This is a genomic window from Microbacterium sp. 1.5R (genome assembly GCF_007667425.1).
GTDB lineage: Bacteria > Actinomycetota > Actinomycetes > Actinomycetales > Microbacteriaceae > Microbacterium.
On the sequence record NZ_VDRC01000001.1, the window covers coordinates 1,968,279 to 1,992,291 of the forward strand.

The 24,013-nt window shown below is 69.7% G+C and carries 20 protein-coding genes; 15 read left to right on the forward strand and 5 right to left on the reverse strand.

Features of this window, described 5'->3' with window-relative positions:
• Positions 1-5: 5 nt before the first annotated feature.
• Together FSY98_RS09450 and otnK are read right to left on the reverse strand one after the other, a co-directional pair.
• On the reverse strand, positions 6-662 hold the full coding sequence (locus tag FSY98_RS09450; RefSeq protein WP_144876044.1) for a class II aldolase/adducin family protein: 657 nt from the start codon (positions 660-662) through the stop codon (positions 6-8).
• Positions 646-1,893 (reverse strand): 3-oxo-tetronate kinase, encoded by a 1,248-nt coding sequence (gene otnK / locus FSY98_RS09455; RefSeq protein ID WP_144876046.1) that lies wholly within the window; start codon positions 1,891-1,893, stop codon positions 646-648. The genes FSY98_RS09450 and otnK overlap by 17 nt, the downstream gene beginning before the upstream one ends.
• Before the next feature lie 167 nt (positions 1,894-2,060).
• Here otnK and FSY98_RS09460 point away from each other — a divergent pair, with 167 nt between their 5' ends.
• The 9 genes from FSY98_RS09460 (at position 2,061) to iolD (ending at position 12,761) form a co-directional block, all read left to right on the forward strand.
• Complete coding sequence (locus FSY98_RS09460) at positions 2,061-3,359, forward strand: homoserine dehydrogenase (RefSeq protein WP_144876048.1); 1,299 nt, start codon at positions 2,061-2,063, stop codon at positions 3,357-3,359.
• Positions 3,356-4,321, forward strand: coding sequence for an amidohydrolase (locus tag FSY98_RS09465; protein ID WP_222119137.1), 966 nt, complete (start codon positions 3,356-3,358; stop codon positions 4,319-4,321). The genes FSY98_RS09460 and FSY98_RS09465 overlap by 4 nt, the downstream gene beginning before the upstream one ends.
• Positions 4,322-4,366: 45 nt before the next feature.
• Positions 4,367-5,662: an MFS transporter gene (locus FSY98_RS09470; protein WP_144876050.1), complete on the forward strand. Its 1,296-nt coding sequence runs from the start codon at positions 4,367-4,369 to the stop codon at positions 5,660-5,662.
• Positions 5,655-6,581: an amidohydrolase gene (locus tag FSY98_RS09475; protein WP_144876052.1), complete on the forward strand. Its 927-nt coding sequence runs from the start codon at positions 5,655-5,657 to the stop codon at positions 6,579-6,581. Before FSY98_RS09470 ends, FSY98_RS09475 begins: the two co-directional genes overlap by 8 nt.
• Positions 6,582-6,597: 16 nt before the next feature.
• Entirely contained in the window at positions 6,598-7,908 is a 1,311-nt protein-coding gene (locus tag FSY98_RS09480; protein WP_222119138.1) for an MFS transporter, read from the forward strand.
• 168 nt (positions 7,909-8,076) lie between these two features.
• Positions 8,077-9,048, forward strand: a complete 972-nt coding sequence (iolC, locus tag FSY98_RS09485; protein WP_144876054.1) for a 5-dehydro-2-deoxygluconokinase — start codon at positions 8,077-8,079, stop codon at positions 9,046-9,048.
• Positions 9,041-9,946 (forward strand): deoxyribose-phosphate aldolase, encoded by a 906-nt coding sequence (locus tag FSY98_RS09490; protein WP_144876056.1) that lies wholly within the window; start codon positions 9,041-9,043, stop codon positions 9,944-9,946. Before iolC ends, FSY98_RS09490 begins: the two co-directional genes overlap by 8 nt.
• Positions 9,943-10,830 (forward strand): 5-deoxy-glucuronate isomerase, encoded by an 888-nt coding sequence (gene iolB / locus FSY98_RS09495; protein ID WP_144876057.1) that lies wholly within the window; start codon positions 9,943-9,945, stop codon positions 10,828-10,830. The genes FSY98_RS09490 and iolB overlap by 4 nt, the downstream gene beginning before the upstream one ends.
• A 47-nt stretch (positions 10,831-10,877) precedes the next feature.
• The gene (gene iolD, locus FSY98_RS09500; protein ID WP_144876693.1) at positions 10,878-12,761 is read left to right on the forward strand and encodes a 3D-(3,5/4)-trihydroxycyclohexane-1,2-dione acylhydrolase (decyclizing); all 1,884 of its coding nucleotides are present in this window, start codon (positions 10,878-10,880) and stop codon (positions 12,759-12,761) included.
• Positions 12,762-12,847: 86 nt separating this feature from the next.
• Here the strand turns inward: iolD and FSY98_RS09505 are convergent, their stop codons facing one another.
• From FSY98_RS09505 to FSY98_RS09515, 3 genes are read right to left on the reverse strand one after another with little or no spacing between them, the layout of a single operon-like run.
• Positions 12,848-14,662 carry a glycoside hydrolase family 2 protein gene (locus FSY98_RS09505; RefSeq protein WP_260857342.1) on the reverse strand — a complete coding sequence of 605 codons (1,815 nt, stop codon included), beginning with the start codon at positions 14,660-14,662 and terminating at the stop codon, positions 12,848-12,850.
• Between the two features lie 37 nt (positions 14,663-14,699).
• A complete protein-coding gene (locus FSY98_RS09510; protein ID WP_144876059.1) occupies positions 14,700-15,704 on the reverse strand; it encodes a LacI family DNA-binding transcriptional regulator in 1,005 nt (334 codons plus the stop codon).
• Positions 15,701-16,477 carry a GntR family transcriptional regulator gene (locus FSY98_RS09515; protein WP_144876061.1) on the reverse strand — a complete coding sequence of 259 codons (777 nt, stop codon included), beginning with the start codon at positions 16,475-16,477 and terminating at the stop codon, positions 15,701-15,703. The genes FSY98_RS09510 and FSY98_RS09515 overlap by 4 nt, the downstream gene beginning before the upstream one ends.
• A 166-nt stretch (positions 16,478-16,643) precedes the next feature.
• Between FSY98_RS09515 and FSY98_RS09520 the strand changes: the two genes are divergently transcribed.
• From FSY98_RS09520 to FSY98_RS09545, 6 genes are read left to right on the forward strand one after another with little or no spacing between them, the layout of a single operon-like run.
• Entirely contained in the window at positions 16,644-17,990 is a 1,347-nt protein-coding gene (locus FSY98_RS09520; protein ID WP_144876063.1) for an ABC transporter substrate-binding protein, read from the forward strand.
• On the forward strand, positions 17,987-18,925 hold the full coding sequence (locus tag FSY98_RS09525) for a carbohydrate ABC transporter permease (RefSeq protein ID WP_222119139.1): 939 nt from the start codon (positions 17,987-17,989) through the stop codon (positions 18,923-18,925). Before FSY98_RS09520 ends, FSY98_RS09525 begins: the two co-directional genes overlap by 4 nt.
• 1 nt (position 18,926) lies before the next feature.
• Complete coding sequence (locus tag FSY98_RS09530) at positions 18,927-19,820, forward strand: carbohydrate ABC transporter permease (protein WP_222119140.1); 894 nt, start codon at positions 18,927-18,929, stop codon at positions 19,818-19,820.
• Between the two features lie 5 nt (positions 19,821-19,825).
• Positions 19,826-20,995, forward strand: coding sequence for a Gfo/Idh/MocA family protein (locus tag FSY98_RS09535; protein ID WP_260857343.1), 1,170 nt, complete (start codon positions 19,826-19,828; stop codon positions 20,993-20,995).
• Positions 20,992-21,825: a ThuA domain-containing protein gene (locus FSY98_RS09540; protein WP_144876067.1), complete on the forward strand. Its 834-nt coding sequence runs from the start codon at positions 20,992-20,994 to the stop codon at positions 21,823-21,825. The genes FSY98_RS09535 and FSY98_RS09540 overlap by 4 nt, the downstream gene beginning before the upstream one ends.
• The gene (locus FSY98_RS09545) at positions 21,822-24,008 is read left to right on the forward strand and encodes an alpha-galactosidase (RefSeq protein WP_144876068.1); all 2,187 of its coding nucleotides are present in this window, start codon (positions 21,822-21,824) and stop codon (positions 24,006-24,008) included. The genes FSY98_RS09540 and FSY98_RS09545 overlap by 4 nt, the downstream gene beginning before the upstream one ends.
• Positions 24,009-24,013: the final 5 nt, after the last annotated feature.

The window sequence follows — 24,013 nt, forward strand, 5'->3', positions numbered from 1 at the left end:
TCAGCCTAGCGAACGAGCGCGGCGTCGGCGGTCCAGGGCGTACCCCACCGATCGGCCAGCGCCCGCACATCGGCCGGCGGCAGGAGCCGGCGCTGTCTGCCGTCGGTGAGCAGCGCGATGCGCGACGCCTCTTCCAGTTCGATGGCGGCCTCGATCGCGGCATCCAGGGTGTCGGCCGACACGATCTGCCCGTGATTCGCGAGCAGCGCTCCGTGGAACGGGAGGGGCAGCGCGAGCAGCTGCGCGGCGAGGTCGGGGTCGCCCGGCGCGCGGAACGGGATCAGCGGACTCTGGCCGACCCGCATCACGAAGTAGGGGGTGAGCGGGGGGATGGCGCTCGTGTCCGACCACGGCTCGAGGCAGCTCGCCGCCACGGCGAACGGCGAGTGCAGGTGCACGACGGCGCGGTGGGCGGGGTTCTTCGCGTAGAACGCGAGGTGCAGCGCGAGTTCCTTCGACGGATTCGCGCCGCGCACGACGTCGCCCGCAAGGGTGACCACGGCGACGTCGTCGGGCGAGAGCCGGCCCATGTCGGTGCCGGTTCCGGTCATGTAGACCAGGTCGCCTGCGAGCGTGCTGACGTTGCCGCTGCTGCCGGGGCTGATGCCGGCGGTCGCCACCCGGGCGCCCGCCGCGATGAGGTCGTCAATCGGTGAGGTCATCGAGCGCCCTCCAGGCGGTGGTGAACATGTCTTCCGAGCCGAAGTTGCCGGACTTGAGTGCGATGGTGAGTGCACCGTGCGCGGAATCGGCGGCGCTCCAGCACACGCCGGCCGCGATTCGCGGACCGATGTGCAGGCGCTGCACTCCGAGGTGCTGCACGACGGCGCCCGAGGTCTCGCCGCCGGCGACGATCACCTGGGTCACGCCGCGGTCGCGCACGGCGCGGAGGACGATCTCCGAGAGCACCGTCTCGATGCCGGCGGCCACGGTGTTTCCCTCTGGTCCGCGACGGATGTCGTCGAGCGTTCCGACCGAGTAGACGAGCGGCACGGCGTCGTCGTCGAGGGTGCGCAGCCACTCCAGGGTCTCGTCGATCACCCGGTCGGGCTCGGCGGCGATCGCCTCGATGTCGAGCTTGCGATGGGGAAGCGTCGCCGAGGCGTGCGCGATCTGCGCCCTCGTCTTCGCCGAGGCGCTGCCGCAGACGATGAGCCGCCGTCCGGCGACGACCTCGATCTCGGAGAGCGTCCCCGGCCGAGGGCCGGTCATTCCCAGGGCGAGGCCGGCCCCACCGCTCACGACCCGCCAGTCCGAGGTGGCTGTGGCGATGGTCTCGAGGTCGGCGTCGGTGAGGGCGTCGACCACGGAGTACCCGTCGGGCGCGGCGTTCAGTGCAGACCGGAGCGCGGACGGCCCGGCCCAGACGACGGGCGCGGCGACCTCGTGGATCGTGCGCTCGGTCTGCGGGGCGAGGACGTCGCGGAGGCGCGACTCGGTCATCGGGGTGAGCGGATGGTGGCGCATCGGGGAGTTCTCGAGCAGCTCGTCGCCGACGAAGAGATGACCGCGGTACACGGTGCGTCCGTTGTCGGGGAACGACGGCACGACGACGGTGCGGGTCTCGCCGAGGGTGTCGAGCACGGCGTCGAGCACCGGACCGATGTTGCCCTCGGGAGTCGAGTCGAAGGTCGAGCAGTACTTCACGTAATAGCGCCGCGCACCGAGCTTCTCGAGAGCGTCGACGGCGCGGATGCTCTGCGACACCGCCGACGCGACGGGGGCCGTTCGCGTCTTGAGCGCGACGACCACGGCATCCGCATCGCCGAGCGCTTCGGCGGACAAGGGGGCGTCTTCGATGGAGACGACCGCGCGGAAGCCGCGCTGGCGCAGCGCGATGGCGAGATCCGTCGCGCCGGTGAAATCATCTGCGACTGCGCCGATGTCGATCACGCGTCCTCCTCGGGGATGTGTGCCCCCATTCGACCACATGTGAATCCATGTGAACAAATTTGATAATTCTGTACCGCTGTGACACAGTGAGCGGAGCCCGCGAGGAGAACCCGCTCCGCAGGCACCGTACGACCGCACGGAACGTCCCGTGCAGAGGAGGAACACCGATGACCCGTGCTCCGATCCGCGTCGCCCTCACCGGCGCCCGAGGAGGCTTCGGCCGTACCTTCCTCGCCCAGCTGCGGACGATCGGCCGCATGACGGCGACCCAGCTCATCGACCCCGACGTCGACGGTGTGCGCACCCTCATCTCCGACCTCGGCAGCCTGCCGGACGCCGAGCCGATCGCCGGCCACGACGACGTGCGGTGGGACGAGATCGATGTGCTCGTCGAGGCGAGCGGACGCGTCGAAGCGGGCTACCGCTACGCCGCCGAGGCGATCTCCCGCGGCATCCACGTCGTCATGGTGAGCAAGGAGATCGAGAGCGTGGCCGGGGTCTCGCTCGCCCGCGCCGCCCGCGAGCAGGGCGTCGGATACCTCCCGGGAGACGGCGACCAGCCCGCGAACCTGCTCCGTCTGCTCGACTGGGTCGAGCGCGTCGGCCTGCACGTCGTCGCGCTGGGCAAGTCCGGCGAGTACGACCTCGTCTTCGACCCCGCATCGGGCATCGTCGAGCAGCAGGGAGAGCGCATCGACGCCCCCGCGCTCGCCGACCACCTGCTCCTCGCCGACGACCTCGCCGACACCCTCGCCGCTCGCGCGGCCGCCGTCGCACCGCTGAAGCGCGCCGCCGCCGCCGACTCCTGCGAGATGGCCGTCGTATCGCTCTACTCGGGCGCCACCGCCGACGTCGAGCGCATGCACTACCCCGTCGCCCGCCCGAGCGAGCTCGCCGACGTCTATGCGCGTCGCGCCGACGGCGGACTCGTCGGCACCGACCGGGTCGTCGACGTCTTCTCGGCGCTGCGTCTGCCGGGCGAGGCCAGCTTCGCCGGCGGCGTGTTCACCGTCGTGACCACCGGTGACGACGAAGTATGGCAGCTGCTCGCCGGGAAGGGGCACGTCGTCTCGCGCTCCGGCCGTTACGCCTGCATCTACTGGCCCTACCACTTCATGGGCGTCGAGACCCCGCTCACGATCGACGCCGTGGTCGAGGGTACGACCCCCGTCTCCGAGCCCCGACACCACACCGTGCTCGCTGCGCGCGCGGTCGGCGCGCTCGCCGCCGGGACGACGTTCGAGGTCCGCGGGCACCACCATGAGATCGACGGCGTGCATCCGGTGATCATCGACCGCGCCGACGCCCTCGCCGACGACGACGATGCACTCGCGGCGGCGTACTACGTGCTCTCGGGCGCCCGCTTGGCCCGTGACGTCGCCGACGGCGAGCTCATCCGACTCCGCGACCTCGACGGCGTCGCCGCCGATGTGCGCGCGGCGTTCGTCGAGGGCGTCCGGCTGTGACCGTGGAGTCCGCCGCGCGCATCCGCGACGCCCGTCTGCCCGACGGGTACGACCTGCGCATCGTCGACGCCCACCACCACTTCTGGGACCTCGACGGCGACGGACGCTGGCCCTGGATCCAGGACGAGTACAACGAGGACTTCTTCCTCGGCGATTATCACGCCATGCGGCGCACGTTCCTGCCGCCGCAGTATCTCGCCGAGACCGCCGGGTGGAACGTCGTCGGCACCGTCCACTGCGAGGCCGAGCGCAGCCGCGACGAACAGGTCGCGGAAGACGACTTCCTGCAGTCCCTCAGCGACGCCACCGACGGCCGGTTCCCGCTCGCCGCCGTCGCGCACGTCGGGTTCCTGCAGCCGGATCGCGACGAGGTGCTCGCCGCGCACGCCGCGCGGTCGATCGTGCGCGGCATCCGCTCGAAGCCCGTGATCGCGCCGCGGGCGGGCGAACGCGCCACCGGGCCCGGCACGCTGCAGGATCCCCAGTGGGTCGAGGGCATCGCGGCGCTCGCCGCGCACGGCTTCTCGTGGGACCTGCGGGTGCCGTACCACCACCTCGCCGAGGCCGCAGACGTGCTCGCCGACTTTCCCGACCTCCCGGTCGTGATCAACCACTGCGGCCTGCCGCTCGACCGCTCCGACCTCGGCCTGCAGATCTGGCGACAGGGCATGGAGCGCCTCGCCGCGCTGCCGCGCACCGTGGTCAAGGTGTCGGAGCTCGGCCTGTACCGCAACCGCTGGGACCGCCCGTCGAACGAGGCCGTCGTGCGCGACACGCTCGCGATCTTCGGTGCGGACCGCGCGCTCTTCGCCTCGAACATGCCGGTCGCCACCCTGACCGCGCCCTCCTTCGACGAGGTGATGGACACGATCCTCGCCGGCGCCGCGCAGCTGGACTCCGCCGGGCTCGACGCGCTCTTCCACGGCACGGCCGCGCGCGTCTACCGCCTCGACCTCCCCTGACCTCGATCTCCCGACCCCGATCTCCCGACCCACCGAGGATTCCTGATGACAACCGTCGACACGGGCACCGCCGCCCGCACCGCTCGCCCCACGAAGATCCGCTGGTGGGTCATCGTGGTGCTCTTCGTCTTCTACACGATCAACTGCATCGACCGCGCCTCGCTCTCGGTCGCGCTCCCGACGATCAGCGCCGAGTTCCTGCTCGAGCCGGCAGTGCAGGGCATCATCCTCTCGGCGTTCTTCTGGACGTACTGCCTGTTCCAGATCCCCGGCGGTCTGGCCGCCGACAAGTTCGGACCGCGCCGGGTCATCGGCATCGCCGCCGTGATCTGGGGCTCGTTCACCGCCCTCGCCGGACTCGCGGTGAACGCCGTGATGCTCGTGCTCAGCCGCCTCGGCCTCGGTGCCTTCGAGGCGCCCTACATGCCGTCGGCCAACAAGCTGGTGACGCGCTGGCTGCCCGCGAAGCACCGGGCCACCGGCGTGACGCTCATCGACTCGGGCGCCCCGCTGGGCTCGGCGTTCGGCGCGCTCGTCGTGACCGGGCTCATCACCGCGACCGGCTCGTGGCGCTGGTCGTTCATCATCATCGGCCTCGCGACCGTGCTGATCGGCATCGGCGTGGTGCTGTTCATCCGCAATCACTCGTCGGAGCACCCCCTCGTCAACCGGGCGGAAGAGGCCCTGATCCGCTCGGGCGAGAAGGCGGAGACCCCGCAGGAGGAAGCGCCGGGCATGAGCCGCGCGACCGTCTTCTGGATGGTCATCGGGCGTATGGGCTGGGCGATGGTCTTCTGGGGCCTCGTGACCTGGGGGCCGACCTACCTCTCGCAGGCCCGCGGGCTCGACCTCGCGGCGATGGGCTTCGCGACCTTCCTCATCTTCCTGTGCGGAGCGGCGGGAGAGATCCTCAGCGGCATCCTCGCCGACGCCCTGCAGAAGCGCATGACCCCGAACCGCGCGTTCAAGCTGCTGTTCGGCGGATCCGGCGCGCTGAGCCTGATCGCACTCGGCTTCCTGCCGTTCGTCAGCGACGCAGGCACGGCCGTGACCCTGCTCTGCATCGGCGTCTTCTTCAACCTCTTCGGCGGGCTCTACTGGACGATCCCGGGTCGCCTCGCCAAGCCCGAGCGCGTGGGCGTGGTCGGCGGCGTCATGAACTTCGCCGGCACGTCGGCCGGCATCGTCGTGCCGATCGTCGCCGGTCTGCTCGTGCAGTTCACGGGCGGATACACCGCGGTGCTCGTCTACCTCGCCGTCTGCGCCGCGATCTACCTCATCGGCTCGCTCTCGATCGACTTCGAGGGACGCGGCGTGCGCAAGGCGGTCGCCCATGCCTGACCTGTACGTCGGTCCGATCATCGACTCGCATCACCACGTATGGGATCTGGGTCTCGGACGGCATCCCTGGCTGATGCCCGAAGTGCGCGTGCCGCACCGGTACGGCGACTACGAGCGGATCAAGCACGACTACCTGCCGGCCGACTACCTGAACGACATCGCGGGCACCGGCGTCGTCGCCTCCGTGTACATGGAGGCCGAGTGGCAGCCGGGCGATGCGATGGGCGAAGTCCAGATCGTCGAACGGTACCGCGAGCAGAGCGGCGTACCGGGGGCGATGGTCGCTCAGGCCTGGCTGGATGCTCCGGATGCCGCGGAGCGGCTGACCGAGCTGGCCGCCGTGCCGTCGGTGAAGAGCGTGCGGCACAAGCCGGGGGGAGCGGCGTCTCCTGCCGAGCGACGGCAGGGTGTGCGCACCCTCCTCGACGATGATCGGTGGCGAGCGGGCTACGCGCTCCTCGCCGAGCGCGGCCTGCACTTCGACCTGCAGACGCCGTGGTGGAACCTCGTCGATGCGCGTCGACTCGCCGACGACTTCCCCGACACGACCCTCGTCGTCGACCATGCCGGGGTGCTCGCCGCTCGCGACGCCGACACGGTGGCCGCGTGGCGGGCGGCTCTGGAAGACATCGCCGCTGCGCCGAACGTCGTCGTCAAGGCATCCGGTCTCTGCGTCGAAGGCGAGCCGTGGACCGTCGAGTCCAACCGCGGCCCGATCGGCGACCTCGTGCGGATCTTCGGCGCCGAGCGCGTGATGTTCGGCAGCAACTTCCCGGTCGACGGCATGTTCATCGACTTCCGCGGACTCGTCGACGGCTACCGGCAGATCCTGTCGGCATTCGACCCCCACGAACAGCGCGCCGTGTTCCACGACACCGCCCAGCGCGTCTACGCCCCCCTCCCCCTCCCGACCCTCTGATCAACGAAGGACCGCCATGACCACCGTCAACGACGACAAGCTCTTCCGGAAGGTGATGCTGCGCGTGCTCCCGCTCGCGATGCTCGGCTTCTTCCTCTCCTACCTCGACCGCGTCAACATCGGCTACGCCCAGGCGACCATGAGCGCCGACCTCGGCTTCTCGAACGTCGTCTACGGCCTGGGTGCCGGCCTGTTCTTCATCGGGTACTTCATCTTCGAGATCCCGTCGAACCTCATCCTCGCCAAGGTCGGAGCGCGCAAGTGGATCGCGCGCATCATGATCACCTGGGGCATCATCTCGGGCCTCATGTTCATCGTCGACAGCGAGTGGATGTTCTACCTGCTGCGCTTCCTGCTCGGTGTCGCGGAGGCCGGCTTCATCCCCGGCATCCTCTTCTACATGGCGCACTGGTTCCCGGCCAGCCGTCGCGGCCGCGCGTGGGGCATCTTCTACATCGCCCTCGCGTCGTCGGGTCTGATCGGCGGGCCGGTCTCGGGCTTCATCCTCAGCGGCATGGACGGCGTCTGGGGTCACACCGGATGGCAGTGGCTGTTCGTGATCGAGGCGATCCCGACCGTGCTGCTCGGCATCGTGGTCTTCTTCTTCCTGCAGGAGGACTACCGCAAGGTGGGCTGGCTCAGCGAGCCGGAGCGCGACCGACTCGGATCGCTGCTCGCCGCCGAACGCGTCGACGAGGCCGAGACGCCGCTGCGCAAGGTGTTCACCAGCAAGCTCATCTGGCTGCTCACTGCCGTGTACTTCTCGTACAATTTCGCGCTGTACGGCATCAGCTTCTGGCTGCCCACCCTGATCGGCGACCTCGGCATCACGGACGTCGTGCAGATCGGCTTCCTCAGTGCGCTGCCGAGCCTCGCGGCGATCGTGTCCATGGTCACCTTCGGGTTCCTGTCGGACCGCGCGGGGGAGCGACGGAAGTTCATCGCCGCCGCGTTCGTGATGAGCGCCGTCGGTTTCGCGATCTGCATCATCGCGGGCACCGATCCCGTCTGGGGCATCGTCGGCCTGTGCCTCGCGAACGCCGGAGCCCTGTCGATCCCCGCGATCTTCTGGAGCTTCCAGACGTCGATGCTCACGGGCACGGCGCTCGCGGGCGGCATCGCGCTGATCAACTCGACCGGAAACCTCGCGGGCTTCGCCGCCCCGTACCTGATCGGCTTCGTGAAGGACACCACCGGCGTCGCCACTGTCGCGCTTTACATCACCGGCGCGATCATGATCGTCGGCGCGATCCTCACCCTGACCGTGCGCCAGCACAAGGCCGTCGCCTCGGCCAAGGACCTGCCGTCGGAGCTCGTCTCGAAGTAGTTCCCCCGCTGCTTCCCCCCGAGACCGGCGCAACCCCCGCACGATATCGTGCGGGGGTTGCGTCGTCTCTTGCAGGGGTGGACGGCGATCTGTTTGCGTCGGGCGGGAACACGCCCTACGCTCTTTGTAAGAACAAAGTCGGTTCCCCCTGATCGAAGAGGATCACCCTTGAGCCCTTCTCCGCCTGCTCGGCCGTTCGATGTCGTCGCCATCGGGAGGGTCGGCGTCGACCTGTATCCGCTGCAGGACGGAGTCGGCCTCGAAGACGTGACGACCTTCGGCAAGTACCTCGGCGGTTCGGCGGCCAACGTCACGGTCGCCGCGGCCCGACACGGCCGCTCCGCGGCGCTCATCAGCCGCACCGGTGCCGACCCCTTCGGAGTGTTCGTCCGTCGAGAGCTCGAGCGCCTCGGGGTGTCGAACCGGTTCGTGGATGCCGTCTCCGATCTGCCGACCCCGATCACGTTCTGCGAGATCTTCCCGCCGGACCACTTCCCCCTGTACTTCTACCGCGACCCGATCGCGCCCGACCTCGTGATCCACGCCGACGACCTCGACCTCGACGCCGTGACATCCGCCAGGGTGTACTGGTCGACCGTGACCGGTCTGAGCCGCGAGCCGAGTCGCGCCGCCCATCACGCCGCCTGGCAGGCCCGCGCACGCCGGCCGCTCACGGTGCTCGACCTCGACTACCGCCCGATGTTCTGGGAGAGCGCGGAGGCGGCGCGCGAGCAGGTGTCGCGCGCACTCGACCACGTGACCGTCGCCGTCGGCAACCGCGAGGAGTGCGAGATCGCCGTCGGCGAGACCGACCCCGACCGGGCGGCGGATGCGCTGCTGGAGCGCGGTGTCGAGCTCGCCATCGTGAAGCAGGGCCCCAAGGGCGTGCTCGCGAAGACCCAGGACGAACGTGTGGAGGTCGCTCCCTTCGACGTCGCGGTCGTGAACGGCCTCGGCGCGGGCGACGCCTTCGGTGGCGCACTGTGCCACGGACTCATCGAGGGGTGGAGCCTGCAGAAGATCATGACCTGGGCCAACGCGGCCGGTGCGATCGTGGCCGGCAGGCGCGAATGCTCCACCGCGATGCCGGACTCCACCGAGGTCGAGCGATTCCTCGGGCAGGCGGTGGCGAATGCCTGACATCGAGCGCATCCGACGGATCCGGGCGGAGGACCCCGCACTCATCGGCGAGACAGTGCGCACCCGCCGCCGCCGTCCCCTCATCGCGGGCGACGGTCGCCTGTTCATCATCGCCGCGGACCATCCGGCCCGGGGCTCACTGAGCGTCGGCGGACGCGGATTCGCGATGGGCAGCCGTGTCTCGCTGCTCGAGCGACTCGCCGCCGCCCTCGCCCGGCCGGGTGTCGACGGCGTGCTCGGCACGCCCGACATCATCGAGGATCTGGCGCTGCTCGGCGCGCTCGACGACAAGGTGGTCGTCGGATCGATGAACCGGGGCGGACTCCAGGGCGCGACCTTCGAGATGGACGATCGGTTCACGGCGTACGACGTGCCGGCGATGGTGCGCGACGGGATCGACCTCGGCAAGCTGCTCGTGCGGGTGAATCTGGAGGATGCCGGAACGGCCTCGGTCCTCGAGAACTCTGCCGCGGCGGTGTCGGCGGCAGCCGCCGAACGTCTGCCGGTGATGCTCGAGCCGTTCATGAGCTGCTGGCGCGACGGCCGGATCGTCAACGATCTCTCGACGGATGCCGTGGTCAGATCGGTCGCCATCGCCGCGGGCCTGGGGGATTCCTCCGCCTACACCTGGCTCAAGCTGCCGGTCGTCGCCGACATGGAGCGCGTCGCCGAGGCCGCGACGATGCCGACCCTGCTGCTCGGCGGCGACCCCACCTCGGCGCAGGACGAGGTGTTCGCCTCCTGGCAGAACGCGCTGGCGCTGCCCGGCATACGCGGCCTCGTCGTGGGCCGCACCCTGCTCTACCCGCACGACGACGACGTCGTCGGTGCGGTCGACATCGCGGCCTCGCTCGTGCACGGCACGGTGTCCACTGCGGCTGCGGCCGGGGCGCGATGACCGCGAACGACTGGCTCTTCCCTCGGGGCTCCCTGTCGGAGGGCGCCTGGGAAAGCGTGGTCGGTGCGGACCTTCCCGGGTGGCAGCACACCGGGCTCCGCGTCGCCGACCTCGACGGCGAGGTGACCCTGGCGGCGTCGCCGGTCGAGCGGATGATCGTCCCGCTGCACGGGTCGTTCGTCGTCACGGCACCCGATAGCCGCTGGGTGCTCGATGGCCGGCGCTCGGTCTTCGACGGACCCACCGACGTGCTGTACCTCGGGGCGATGACCGGTGCGCGCATCGAGGGCACCGGGCGCATCGCGGTCGCCGAGTCGCCCACGGCGACGATCCTGCCGCCCGCCTTGCTGCGACGCGATGAGGTGCCGGTGGAGATCCGCGGGGCAGGGCGATCGACCCGTCAGGTGCACAACTTCGGCGTCCCCGGCGCGCTCCCGGCGCACCGACTGATCGTCTGCGAGGTCATCACCCCGGCCGAGAACTGGTCGTCGTATCCGCCGCACAAGCACGACCGCGCGGGCGCGGACGAGAGCGAACTCGAGGAGATCTACTACTTCGAGTCGGCCGTGACCCGTGGGGCCGTGGAGACATCGGGCGCGCGGCCCTTCGGTCTGTTCACCGCCTACGCCTCGGATGAGCGGGAGATCGACATCGCGGCCAGGGTCGGCACCGGCGACATCGCCCTCGTGCCGCACGGGTTCCACGGGCCCGCCGTCGCGGCGCCGGGATACGACCTGTACTACCTGAACGTGATGGCCGGGCCCGGCGGCGAGCGCGCCTGGCGGATCACGGACGACCCGACCCAGGCCTGGATCCGACGACACTGGGCAGAACAGCATCCCGATCCCCGTCTGCCGTATACGGCGAAGGAGCCCGCACCGTGACCCACCCGGACGACCGCCCAGACACCCCTGCCGGCTCCACGCGCCGGATGACCGTGGCCCAGGCGCTGATGACCTTCCTCGCCAACCAATGGACGGTCGACGGCGACATCCGCGAACGCACGATCGCCGGCACCTTCGGCATCTTCGGTCACGGCAACGTCGCCGGCATCGGACAGGCGCTGCTGCAGCTGCACACCGACGAGCCGGGTCTCATGCCCTACCACCAGGCCCGGAACGAGCAGGCCATGGTGCATCAGGCCGTCGGCTTCGCCCGGATGCGTCGGCGGCGCGCGACCTACGCCGCGACCGCCTCGGTCGGCCCTGGCGCCGCCAACATGCTCACGGGTGCGGCGCTCGCCACCGCGAATCGGCTTCCCGTGCTGCTTCTGCCCTCTGACACCTTCGCGACGCGCGTCGCCGACCCGGTGCTGCAGCAGCTCGAGCACCCGCACGATACGGGCATGCAGGTCACCGACGCGTTCCGTCCGGTGTCGCGGTTCTTCGATCGTGTGCAGCGACCCGAGCAGCTGTTCTCGATCGCGCTCGCCGCCATGCGGGTGCTCACAGACCCCGCCGAGACCGGAGCCGTGACGATCGCGTTGCCCGAAGACGTGCAGGCGGAGGCGCTCGATGTGCCTCTCGAGTTCCTGCAGCCCCGCGAGTGGCATGTGCGTCGCACGGTCCCCGAGCCGGAAGAGCTCGCCCGCGCCGTCGAGGTGATCCGCTCTGCTCGGCATCCGCTGATCGTGGCGGGCGGCGGTGTGCTCTACTCCGGCGCCGAAGACGCGCTCCGCGCTCTCGTCGAGGCGACGGGGGTGCCGGTCGGAGCGACCCAGGCGGGTGTCGGGAGCCTCGTCTGGGACCACCCGCAGTACGCGGGAGCGATCGGCGCGACCGGCACGACAGCTGCGAATGCGCTCGCGGCCGAGGCCGACGTCGTGATCGGCATCGGCACGCGGTACAGCGACTTCACCACCGCCAGCCGCAGCGCGTTCCAGCACCCCGACGTGCGCTTCGTCAACGTGAACATCGCCCCGTTCGACGCGTACAAGCACGGAACGCAGCTGCCCGTCGTCGCCGATGCCCGCCGTGCGATCGACGCTCTCGGAGGCGCGCTCTCCGGCTGGCAGATCGAGCCCGCGTACGCGCAGCGCATCGCCGAGGAGAAGAGTCGGTGGGATGCCGTCGTCGATGCGGCCCTCGCGCCCGCCGGCGGCGATCTGCTGGGCCAGCCGGAGATCATCGGCGCCGTGCACGCCGCGAGCGACCCGACGGACGTGCTCGTGCAGGCCGCCGGGTCGCTGCCGGGTGACCTGCACAAGCTGTGGCGCGTACGCGACCCGCTGGGCTACCACGTCGAGTACGCCTTCTCCACGATGGGCTACGAGATCGCCGGGGGACTCGGTGTGCGCCGCGCCGCCCCCGACCGCGACGTGCTCGTGCTCGTGGGAGACGGCTCGTACCTCATGCTGCACACAGAGCTGGTGACGGCCGTGGCCGAGGGGCTGAAGATCGTCGTGGTGCTCGTGCAGAACCACGGGTACGCCTCGATCGGGCATCTGTCGGAGACGGTCGGCTCGGCGCGCTTCGGCACGAAGTACCGCGCGCAGGATCCTGCGACGCACGACTTCGTCGAGGAGCGCTTCGTGCCCGTCGACCTCGCGGCGAACGCCCGGTCGTACGGCGTCGACGTGATCGAGGTCGCGCCGGGGGCCGAGGCGGCGCGCGATCTGCGCGAGGCCGTCCGCCGGGCCAAGGCCTCGTCGACCACGACCCTCATCCACGTGGATGCCGACCCGCTGCGCTACGGGCCGGATGGCGGCGGTTGGTGGGATGTGCCGGTCGCGGAGAGCTCGACGCTGACGAGCACGCGCGATGCCCGCGCCGAGTACGAGCGCGCTCGCACGGCGCAGCGCCCGCTCCTGGGCTGACCGGCCCGCTCCGCGGCTGATCGGGCACGGCGGAGTCGGAAATCGGGCGGCGACCAGGAGTCGCCGCCCGATCCACGATCAGAGGGTCAGGGCTTCGAGTGCGACTCGGCCGCCACGATCGACCGGATCACGTCGACGGGGAGCTTCGGCACCCGGTTCTCGTCGGCGAGGCCGTTGGCCTCCTGCAGGGTGTCGGTGATCTGGGTGTAGCAGAAGCCCGAGAGGACGCTGCTCTGCAGGAGGGCATCGAAGATCCCGCGCAGGTGGCTCTCGAACTCCTCGACCGTGCTGCTCGTCGTGTAGCCCCAGGCGGGTTCGCTCGGCGAGGTCTCGAACTTCACCCCGCCGAATTCGCTGACCATCACCGGGAGATTCGCGGTGTCGGCCTCACCCTCGGCCATCATCATCCGGTGCGAGGGGCCGTAGCCGCCGAAGAGCGCCTCCAGCGCCGTGTGGTCGGCGTAGCGCAGGGCGAACGTCTCGGGGTCGCCGTCGTAGTCGTGCACCGTGAGGATGTCGGACTGCGTGTGCTCCCACCCGTCGTTCGAGATCACCGGCCGTGTCGGGTCGAGGGCGCGGGTGAGATCGGCGAGTCCGCGTGAGAACGCGCGCTGCGGCGCGTCCGTCAGGATGTCGCGCACGCCCCAGCTCTCGTTGAACGGCACCCACGTGACGACCGAGGGGTGCGAGCGATCGCGCCGCACGAGCTCGACCCATTCACGCGTGAGGTCGGTGATCGCGTTCGTGGTGAACTCGTAGGCGGCGGGAGCCTCGCCCCACAGCAGCAGGCCCAGTCGGTCGGCCCAGTAGAGGAACCGGGGATCCTCGGCTTTCTGGTGGATCCGCGCGGTGTTGAAGCCCATGTCCTTGATCAGCTGCACCTCGTCGCGCAAGGCATCGTCGCTCGGGGCGGCGAGATGCGATTCCGGCCAGAATCCCTGCTCGAGCACCGCACGGACGAAATAAGGGCGGTCGTTGAGCAGGAATCGTCCGGCCGCGGTGCCGACCGTGCGCAGTCCGAGGTAGGACCCGACCGTGTCGACGGAGTCGCCGTCGGTCACGGTGACGGTGGCGTCGATGAGCCGGGGGTTCTCGGGGGTCCAGGTCAGCTTCTCGTAGTGCTGGCCGTTGCGCTGATCGCGCAGGGGGATCTCGATCACCGGTGCACCCGTGCTGTGCACGTCGGTCGACACACGAGCGAGCGGCGTGCCGTCGTAGCTCAGCGCGACCTCGACGGTGGCACCGGGGGTGAGCGGGCGGCTGGTCTGGAGTTCGAGCTGCACGCTGTCGGTGCCGCGGGACACCCGCCAGAAGAGCTCGGTGATGTGCGTCGGCGCGACCTGTTCGAGCCAGACCGGCTGCCAGATGCCGGTCGTCCGTCGGTACCAGATCTCGTGCGGCTCGGGCAGCCATTCCTGCTTGCCCCGTGGCTGGCCCACGTCGAGGGGCCGGTCGACGGCTCTCACCACGACGAGGTCGTCGCCGCCGTCGAGGTAGTCGGTGATGTCGGCGGAGAAGGGGGAGTGGCCCCCGGCGTGGGCCGCAACCTGACTGCCGTTGATCCACACCGTCGCTGCGTAGTCCACCGCGCCGAAATGCAGCACCATCCGCGCATCGGCGTCGTGCCGGGCCGTCTCCTCGGCGGAGAGAGTGCGCGCGTACCAGACGACGGGGTGGTACGACGGATCGCCGATGCCGGAGAGGGCGGACTCCGGCGGGTAGGGCACCACGATCGTCCGTCCGAGGTCGCCGTGGCGGAACCACTTCTCGGACATGCCGATCTCGGCGTCGTCGTAGGCGAAGCGCCACTCGCCGTCGAGGCTGTGCCACTGCGGTCGCCGCAGTTGCGGGCGCGGGTACGAGTCGAGGGAGGCGGGGCCGGATGACGTCATTGTGTCCATGCGGATACTGTGGCGCACTTTTTCCAGCGCTGCAAATTTACGTGGCGGTACTTCCGCGCACCACGAGGTCGAAACCGACGAGTGCGTGGCGCCCCTCTCCGCGATCGCCACCCATCCGATCGCGCAGGAACGAGAAGGCCGTCTGCACCAGCGTCGCCTTGTCTGGCCTGATCGTCGTCAGCGCCGGGGAGGTGAACTGCGTCATCAGGATGTCGTCCCACCCGACGACCGCGACGTCGTCGGGCACGACGCGTCCGCTGCGGGCGAGCGCCTTCATCGCGCCGATGGCGGACAGGTCGTCGAAGCAGATCAGGCCGTCGAACAGCGTGCCCGCCTTCACGGCGTCGGCTACGGCCGCCTCGGCGGCGAAGGCCCCGAACTGCGTCATCGGGATGAGGAGCTCGTCACTGCGGACCGCGCCGAACTCATCGAGCGCCGCGCGGTAGCCCTCCAGGCGGAGGCCGGCGGTGACGTGCCCGACGTCGTGGCTGCGGCCGAGGAACGCCACCCTGGTGCGCCCGGACTGCAGCAGATGCAGCGTCGCCGTTCGCGCCGCGGCGAGGTTGTCGACCATCACATGGTCGACCGCCGCCGGCGGGGGGATCTCTCCCAGCAGCACGAGCGGTGTCGTGCCGCGGAGCTTCTCGATGTCGGGGGCGGCGAGCAGGGTCGGCTGGAAGATCAACCCGTCGATGAGCCCCTGCTCTCGGCCGCGCAGCACTGCGCGCTCCTCGTCGATCCCGCTCGCGGTCTGCTCGATCAGCAGGCGGTAGTCGAAGCCGTCCACCTCTGTCGACATGAGCGCCGCCATCTCGGCGAAGTAGGGCACCTCGATCGCCGGCAGCGCGAAGGCGACCATCCCCGTCCTGCCTGTGGCCAGGCGCCGCGCGCCGCTGTGCGGCACATACCCGAGGTCGTCGATCGCCTGCTGCACCTTCGTGCGTGTCGACGCCTTCACATGCCGGTAGTCGCGGACCACGTTCGACACGGTCTTCATCGAGACGCCGGCCAGGGCGGCCACGTCCTGCAGCGTCACGCTCACGGCAGCGAGCCCCGGTCGACGAGGGTCATCTCGAAGCCGTAGAGGTCGGGCCGGTAGCAGTGATGGCCGTACTCGACGGCCGCGCCGTCTGCGTCGTACGCCGTGCGGTCCATCGTGAGCACCGGGGCCCCACGGCCGATGTCGAGGAGCTGACCCTCGTCGACCGTGGCCCGACGGGCGCCGATCCGCTGTCGGGCGACCCGCAGCGTCACGCCGCGATCGCGCAGCGCGTGGTACAGCCCGCCGTCCCGAAGGGTCTCTGCGGTGATGTCGGCGAAGGTGTCCGGAAGGTAGTTCTCGAGCACGGCGATGGGGGCGGCGTCGGCGAAGCGCACGCGGCGGATCTTGAGCACGCGCGCCTCCGGTGCGATCCCGAGCTGCGCCGCGATCTCAGGTGCCGCGTGCGCCAGCGTGACGTCGAGAACGCGGGTGGAGGGCACTCGGCCCGAGCGCTCCAGGTCGTCGTGCAGGCTCGTCAGGTCGATCTGACGGGCGACGGACCCGTGCACGACCTGCGTGCCGATGCCTCGTCGGCGCACGAGGAGGCCCTTGTCGACGAGTTCCTGGATCGCCCGTCGCACGGTCGGTCGCGACAGCGAGAGGCGCTCACTGATCGACACCTCGTTCTCGAGGCGGGCACCAGGTGCCAGGGCGCCGGATGCTATCGCCGCCTCGAGCCCGGTGGAGAGCCGGACCCAGAGCGGCGACGACTGAGTCGTCTCGGGGAGCAGCTGCTCGACAGGCAGCACCACGGTCGGTCCTCCGTCGCTCATGCGGCCTCCGTCCTCGTGTGATCTGACATGATGAGACCTATGTCATGTTAGTACAAAGGCTCGCAAAATCGTTGACGATATTTCGGTAATGTCCTAACATGATGGCGGGGATCAGCTGACGGACCGGCAAAGCAGCCGGCGGGATGGGCCCTGGAGAGGCATCGCAATGAAGCGTAAGTATCTTGTCGCTGCGTTCACGGCCACCGCCGTCGCCGCGACCAGCCTGGTCGGCTGCTCCGCGGGTGGCGCCGACGACAGCGACGGCCCCGTGACCATCACGATCATGGAGACCAAGCAGACCAACATCGATGCGATCGGCAAGGAGATCCCGGGCTTCGAAGCCGCGATGGCCGAGCAGGGCAAGGACATCAAGGTCGAGCTGATCGCTGACAAGCTGACCGACGAGCAGTTCATGACGAAGATGACCCAGCAGCTCGCCGCCGGTCAGGCGCCCGATGTGCTGGACATCGGCGAGAACATGGCGATCTCCTGGGCGTCCGCCGGCTACCTCGCACCCCTCGACGACCACCTCGAGGCCTGGGACGGCTGGGAGCACTACTACCCGGCGGTGAAGGAGGCGATGACCCGCCAGGACGGACAGATCTACAGCATCCCGTCCGGTGCGGGTGTGCTCAACCTCTTCTACCGGCAGGACATCCTGACCGAGCTGGGCATCGACACGTCGCAGCCCGAGACCTGGGACGACCTGATCGAGCGGCTCGTGGCGGTCAAGGAGGCGACGGGCGGCAGCCCCATCGTCATCCCGGCCGGCACCGCCTGGGGCGGCGGCACGTGGGGCGAGGGCTTCCAGCCCCTCCTCGGCGGCACCGACAAGGAGTTCTACGACCCCGAGACCGACACGTGGGACCTCGAGAGCCCCGGCTGGCTCGCGGTCTTCAACCTGTACGCCGAGCTCGTCGAGAAGGATCTGCTGCCCATCCAGGATCTGCAGAACCCGAACCCGTGGGAGCCGACGAAGTACACCAAGTTCCCCGAGGGTGAGATCCAGGTCGCGGCGCAGGGCACGTGGGGCTGGAAGTTCGACTGGGGCCCCGACGGGGCAGCGCCGATCGACGGCCTCACCGAGCGTGTCGCCACGTGGCAGTGGCCGGGCCTGCGTGAGGGCGACGAGCCCTACGGGTGGAGCAGCACCGGCGGCGGCTACGCCATCAACGCCGACTCCGACAAGCAGGACGCCGCGTTCGAGTTCATCAAGTACCTCTCGAGTGGCAAGCCCCTCGCCGAGCAGCTCGTGGCGTCGGGTGCGGCATCCGCCCGCGACGACCTCGACGACGTCGCCCCCTACTCGGAGGAGCCGCAGCTGCTCCAGGCGGGTGAGGACCTCAAGGGCAGCGTCTTCGTGGTGACCGGTGACGGCGCCTCGCAGATCGGCCAGGCCGTCGCCACCGCGACCGAGATGATCCTCAGCGGCGAGGCGACCGGCCAGCAGGCCTACGACGCGTTCGTCGCCGATGCGACGGACCTCCTCGGCCCCAACCTGGTGAAGCAGTGACCTCGACGCTTCCCGCGTCCATGTCGGCGGCGGCCTCCGGGCCGTCGCCGACACGGCGTCGTCGGGCGCGCAACTGGCCCCTGATCCTGCTTCTGCTCGGGCCCTCGTTCGCGCTCATCTTCCTGTTCATCCTGGTGCCGGCCGGATACAGCATCTATCTGGCCTTCACGAACACGCAGCTCACCGGTTTCGCAGCGCGCAACCCGCAGTTCGTCGGCATCGACAACTTCGTCTACCTGCTGAACAACGCCGACTTCCTCGGATCGCTCGGCCAGACCGCGACCTTCACGCTGTGGAGCGCCATCATCGGCCAGACCGTGCTCGGCATGGTCGCCGCGATCCTGCTCAGCCGTCCGTGGCTGCGGGGCAAGGGCTTCTTCGGCGCGGCCGTGCTGATGCCGATGGTGGTCCCCGAAGTGGTCGCGTCGCTGGCGTGGGCCAGCGTGCTGTCGAACAGTGCCGAGGGAACACTGAACCGGCTCACCGGCCTCTTCGGCTCCGAGCCGACCTCCTGGCTGCAGGTCGTGCCGCTCACCTCGATCATCATCGTCAACATCTGGCGCGGCGTGGCCTTCGCCATGATCATGTTCCAGGCCGCGCTGGAAGACGTGCCGGCCGAGCTCATCGAGGCAGCGCGCATCGACGGTGCGAGCGCCACGCAGGTCTTCCGGCATGTGACGCTCCCGCTCATCCGCGGTCCGGTCTTCCTCTACCTGCTCCTGACGACCATCAGCACCATCGGCGTCTTCGGCCTCGTCTACTTCCTCACCCAGGGCGGACCCGGCGGCCAGACCCGGCTCGCGGCGATCTACATCTACGAACGCGCTCTGCAGTTCTCGCAGATCGGGATCGGCAGCGCGGCATCCATCATCCTGCTCGTGATCGTCCTCGTCCTCGGCGTCGTCTACGTGCGCCTGGCGAAAGTGGAGGTCTGACATGACATCCGTGCTCTCCCGTCCGCCGCAGGCCGCCGACGAGGCGCCGGTGCAGAAGATGCGCCGACGCCCGCTGACGCCGATCGCCGCCGTGCAGCGGACGCTCGGCTACATCCTCATCTCGCTGATGGCGCTGTTCTGCCTCGTGCCGTTCGCGTGGGTGGTGCTGAGCGCCGTCGACTCCGAGGCGGGGCCGACCGTGCAGCTGCCGACGTTCGCGATGGACAACTTCGTGAAGTTCTTCACGGATGCCGCGACGCCGCAGCTCCTCGTGAACAGCCTCATCATCGGCGTCAGCGCGACGGTGCTGAACCTCGCGCTCGGACTCGCCGGCGGATACGCCCTCGCGCGCTACCGGTTCAAGGGTCGCCGGTTCTTCATGTTCGGCATCCTGCTGATCCGTGTCATCCCGGCGCCGGCGACGATCGTCGCGCTGTACCTCATCATGGTCAACATCGGACTCTCGAACACCCTCTTCGGTCTGATCATCGTCGAGGCGGCGTTCCAGCTGCCGGTCACGCTCTGGCTGCTCGCCGGCACGATCTCGGCGGTGCCGATCGAACTCGAAGAGGCCGCGTGGATCGACGGCAACTCCCGGCTCCAGGCCATCTGGCGCGTCGTGCTCCCGCTCGTCGGGCCGGGTCTCGGCGCCGCAGCGATGCTGAGCTTCATGGGCGTGTGGGGTGACTTCCTCACGCCGCTCGTGCTGCTGCAGAGCTCGGACCTCTACCCGCTGTCGATCGGACTCTTCCGCGCCTTCAGCGAATACAACCAGGTCGACTGGGGACTGCTCGCCGCGAGCGCGATCGTGTACCTCGTGCCACCCGCCGTCCTCTACGTCTTCGTGCGCAAGCACCTGCTGCGCACGAGCCTGGGCGGCGCGATCAAGGGATGACTCGGATGGACAGAGCAGAAGCACCGGCCGGCAGGCTGCCGGTCGTCGTCGTCGGGGCCGGAGCGATGGGTGGTGAGTGGCTGCGGATGCTGGCGCGCTCCGCGTTCGCAGAACCTGTGGGCGTCGTCGACCTCGACGTCGACCTCGCGACCCGCACCGTCGCGTCGATCGGACTGACGGATGCCGCGGTCGGATCTTCCCTCGCGGACGTCGTCGAGCGGTCTGGCGCGCGCGCAGTGATCAACGTCACCGTGCCGCAGGCCCACCGCGTGGTGAACGAGGAGGCGATGCGCGCCGGCCTCCCGGTGCTGTGCGAGAAGCCGCTGGCGCCGACGGTCGCGGAGGCGCTTCGTCAGGTCGCGCTGGCCGACCTCACCGGCGGGCTGCTGATGGCGAGCCAGTCGCGGCGCTACTTCCGCCACCTCGCCGCGTTCCGCGACGCCACCGCGAGCCTCGGAGCCCTCGGAGCCGTGCACGCCCAGTTCTTCCACGAGGATCACGAGCCCGGCTTCCGCGAGCAGATGGCGCACCCGCTCCTAGTCGACATGTCGGTGCACCACTTCGACATGCTCCGCTACCTGACCGCCGACGAGCCGGTGTCGGTGCGCTGTGCCTCGTGGAACCCGCCGTGGAGCTGGTTCGCCGGAGACGCCGCGGCGACCGCGACCTTCGACCTCGCCTCCGGCGCGCGGTTCGTCTATTCGGGCAGCCGGTGCACGCCGGGCCTGCAGACGTCGTGGAACGCCGACTGGCACATCTATGCCGAGCGCGGGGCCGCCCACTGGGACGGCGATCACCTCGTCGAAGCGGATGCCGTCGGCGTCGCCGTCGGCGACGGCGTCGAGGTCGGGGACACCAGTGAAGGCATCGAGGGGGCGCTCGAGGAGTTCGTCGGTGCCGTCGCGACCGGCCGGACGCCGCAGAACGAGGTGCGCACCAACGTCATGACCCTCGCGATGGTCGAGGGCGCGATCCGCAGCAGCGAACGAGGGGACGACCAGGTCGTGCTCGCCGAGCTGCTGGAGGAGTCCCTCGCGCAGGCGATCGTCGACGAGAAGAGCGACGACGTCGTCGAGCTGCTCCGCTCATGGCCGAGTGCGGCCGAAGCCATCGCCACCCCGCCCTGGGGCACCGCCCCGCAACCCGTCCTTCACGCGTCAGGAGGCGCCCGATGACCCCCACCAGCACTTCCACCGATCCCATTCGCGTCGTCGTCTGGGGCGAGAACCGCCACGAGCAGATCAACCCCGTCGTGCAGGGCATCTACCCGGACGGTATGCACTCGACCATCGCCGAGGGCATCACCCGGCTGCTCGGCGACGATGTGACGGTGTCGACCCGCGTGCTCGACGAGCCGGAGCACGGGATGACGGAGGAGACTCTGGCCGAGACGGACGTGCTGCTGTGGTGGGGCCACACCGCACACGAAGAGGTGTCGGACGAGGTCGTCGAACGCATCCAGCGGCACGTGCTGGAGGGCATGGGCATCATCGTGCTGCACTCCGGCCACCACTCGAAGATCTTCCGTCGGCTGATGGGCACGACCTGCAGCCTGCGCTGGCGCAACGACAACGACCGCGAACTGGTGTGGACCGTCGACCCGCGGCATCCGATCGCCGAGGGCGTGCCGCAGCCGCTCATCATCCCCGGTCAGGAGATGTACGGCGAGTACTTCGACATCCCCGAACCCGACGAGCTGATCTTCATCAGCAGCTTCTCGGGCGGGGAGGTGTTCCGCAGCGGCATCACCTACCGGCGCGGCCACGGGCGGGTCTTCTACTTCAGCCCCGGCGACGAGATCTACCCGGTCTACCACCACCCCGACGTGCAGCGCGTCATCGCCAACGGCGTGCGCTGGGCGCGGCCGACGCACGCGCGCGAGTCGTATCTCGTGACGCCGATGTACCTGTCGGGCGACTTCGACCGCCCGGTGCTCACCGGACCGGACGGGCTGATCGACTACTACACGCGGGAGCTCATCGAGCCGCGCGGGACCGGAGCATGACCCGGGCCGTCGGCGCCGTCCCCGACACGTTCTTCCACCTCGACGCCGCCGGCGTCAGCCTGGTGCTCGACGTCACAGAGCAGCGCCTGCCCTCGGTCGTGCACTGGGGCGCAAGCCTCGGGGTGCAGACCCTCGACGACATCGAAGCTCTCGCGCTCGCCGCTGTCGAACCCTCGAGCGGCAATGTCATCGACGGCGCCGTGCGGGTCGCGGTCCTGCCCGAGCACCATGCCGGGTGGGAGGGAAAGCCGGGCATCGTCGGACACCGCGAGGGGAGGTCGTGGTCTCCGCGCTTCGCGGTCGAGCGGATCGAGCTCGACGGTGCGGAGGTCACCGACGGCGGGCTGATCGACGCCGGCGCGGCGCTGCTCGTCTTCCATGCGCACGACCCGCAGGCCGGGCTCGTGCTCGTGCTCGAACTGGAACTCCTCGCGAGCGGGTTGCTGCGCGCGCGAGCGGAAGTACGCAACGAGGGTGCGGGTACCTACACCGTCGACGATGTGAACCTGGCCTTCCCCGTGCCAGTCCGGGCTCGGGAAGTGCTCGACTTCGCGGGCCGCTGGAGTCGCGAGCGCGTGCCCCAGCGGCACGACCTCGTCGTCGGCATCCATGAACGCGAAGGTCGCAAGGGACGAACGGGGCCGGATGCCGCGACCGTGCTGAGCGTCGGAACGCCCGGGTTCGAGTTCGCCTCGGGCGAGGTCTGGGGCATCCACGTCGGCTTCAGCGGCAACCACCGGCACTACGCCGAACAGTTGTCGACGGGGGCGCCGGTCATCGGCGGGGGAGAGCTGCTGCTCCCCGGCGAGGTGCGTCTGGCAGAGGGTGAGAGCTACCGCTCGCCGTGGGTCTACGGCGCGTACGGTGACGGCCTCGACGAGCAGGCGCATCGCTTCCACCGCTTCCTCCGTGCGCGGCCGAGCCACCCGACCCGGCCGCGGCCGGTCACCCTGAACGTCTGGGAGGCGGTCTACTTCGACCACGACGTGCCACGTCTGCTCGACCTCGCCGACAGGGCGGCAGCGCTCGGTGTCGAGCGATTCGTGCTCGACGACGGATGGTTCCTCGGTCGCCGCGACGACACGAGCGGCCTCGGCGACTGGACGGTCGACCGGGAGGTATGGCCCGACGGGCTCGGCCCCCTCGTCGACCGGGTGACCGGGCTGGGCATGGAGTTCGGGCTGTGGTTCGAGCCCGAGATGATCAACGAGGACAGCGAGCTCGCCCGTGCCCACCCCGAGTGGATCATGCAGACCGGAGGGCGGCTGCCCGTCTGGGGGCGGAACCAGCAGGTGCTGAACCTCGGCATCCCCGCGGCTTACGAGCACGTGCTCGCCGACATGACGGCCATCCTCGAAACCCACGACATCGCGTACATCAAATGGGATCACAACCGTGACCTCATCGACGCGGGCACCGCGCCTTCGGGCGCGGCCGGCGTGCACGAGCAGACGCTCGCGGCCTATCGGCTCATGGATGAGCTGAAGCGCCGATTCCCGGGGCTCGAGATCGAGTCGTGCTCGTCGGGCGGTGCGCGCGTCGACCTCGGCGTCATCGAACGTACCGACCGGGTCTGGGTCAGCGACTGCATAGACCCGCTCGAGCGTCAGCAGATGATGCGGTGGACGATGCAGCTGATGCCCGCCGAGCTGCTCGGCTCGCACATCGGCGCGACGGTGAATCACACCACCGGTCGCACGCACGAGCTGTCGTTCCGCGCTGCCACCGCGCTGTTCGGCCACTTCGGCATCGAGTGGGATCTCGCGAAGGCCACCGCGCGCGAGAGCGCCGACCTCGCCGCCTGGATCGACTTCTACAAGGCGCATCGTGCGCTGCTGCACTCGGGCGACATGATGCGCGCCGACACGATCGACCCCGCCATCCAGGTCACCGGTGCGATCGCGCAGGACCGGTCCGAGGCGCTCGTGTTCCTCGCCTTCCTCGACCGTCCCACGGTCTCGCCGCGCGGTCGGTTCACCATCCCGGGGCTGGACCCCGACCGGAGGTATCGCGTCGCTCCCGTCACTGTCGGCACGTCCGACCACGGCCGCGCAGACCCCGCCTGGTACGGCGACGACGCGTCGGGCGTGGTGCTCAGCGGTCGTGCGCTCGCTTCCGCCGGCCTGCACCTGCCCGGCTCGTTCCCCGAGCGGGTAGTGCTCTACCGGATCACCGCGGTGTGACTGCA

Excerpts from the sequence above, each read along its gene's own strand:
- FSY98_RS09450 (WP_144876044.1), bottom strand. The coding sequence starts at position 662 with ATGACCTCACCGATTGACGACCTCATCGCGGCGGGCGCCCGGGTGGCG.
- FSY98_RS09460 (WP_144876048.1), top strand. The coding sequence starts at position 2,061 with ATGACCCGTGCTCCGATCCGCGTCGCCCTCACCGGCGCCCGAGGAGGC.
- FSY98_RS09470 (WP_144876050.1), top strand. The coding sequence starts at position 4,367 with ATGACAACCGTCGACACGGGCACCGCCGCCCGCACCGCTCGCCCCACG.
- FSY98_RS09475 (WP_144876052.1), top strand. The coding sequence starts at position 5,655 with ATGCCTGACCTGTACGTCGGTCCGATCATCGACTCGCATCACCACGTA.
- FSY98_RS09480 (WP_222119138.1), top strand. The coding sequence starts at position 6,598 with ATGACCACCGTCAACGACGACAAGCTCTTCCGGAAGGTGATGCTGCGC.
- FSY98_RS09490 (WP_144876056.1), top strand. The coding sequence starts at position 9,041 with ATGCCTGACATCGAGCGCATCCGACGGATCCGGGCGGAGGACCCCGCA.
- iolB (WP_144876057.1), top strand. The coding sequence starts at position 9,943 with ATGACCGCGAACGACTGGCTCTTCCCTCGGGGCTCCCTGTCGGAGGGC.
- iolD (WP_144876693.1), top strand. The coding sequence starts at position 10,878 with ATGACCGTGGCCCAGGCGCTGATGACCTTCCTCGCCAACCAATGGACG.
- FSY98_RS09505 (WP_260857342.1), bottom strand. The coding sequence starts at position 14,662 with ATGGACACAATGACGTCATCCGGCCCCGCCTCCCTCGACTCGTACCCG.
- FSY98_RS09515 (WP_144876061.1), bottom strand. The coding sequence starts at position 16,477 with ATGAGCGACGGAGGACCGACCGTGGTGCTGCCTGTCGAGCAGCTGCTC.
- FSY98_RS09520 (WP_144876063.1), top strand. The coding sequence starts at position 16,644 with ATGAAGCGTAAGTATCTTGTCGCTGCGTTCACGGCCACCGCCGTCGCC.
- FSY98_RS09530 (WP_222119140.1), top strand. The coding sequence starts at position 18,927 with ATGACATCCGTGCTCTCCCGTCCGCCGCAGGCCGCCGACGAGGCGCCG.
- FSY98_RS09535 (WP_260857343.1), top strand. The coding sequence starts at position 19,826 with ATGGACAGAGCAGAAGCACCGGCCGGCAGGCTGCCGGTCGTCGTCGTC.
- FSY98_RS09540 (WP_144876067.1), top strand. The coding sequence starts at position 20,992 with ATGACCCCCACCAGCACTTCCACCGATCCCATTCGCGTCGTCGTCTGG.
- FSY98_RS09545 (WP_144876068.1), top strand. The coding sequence starts at position 21,822 with ATGACCCGGGCCGTCGGCGCCGTCCCCGACACGTTCTTCCACCTCGAC.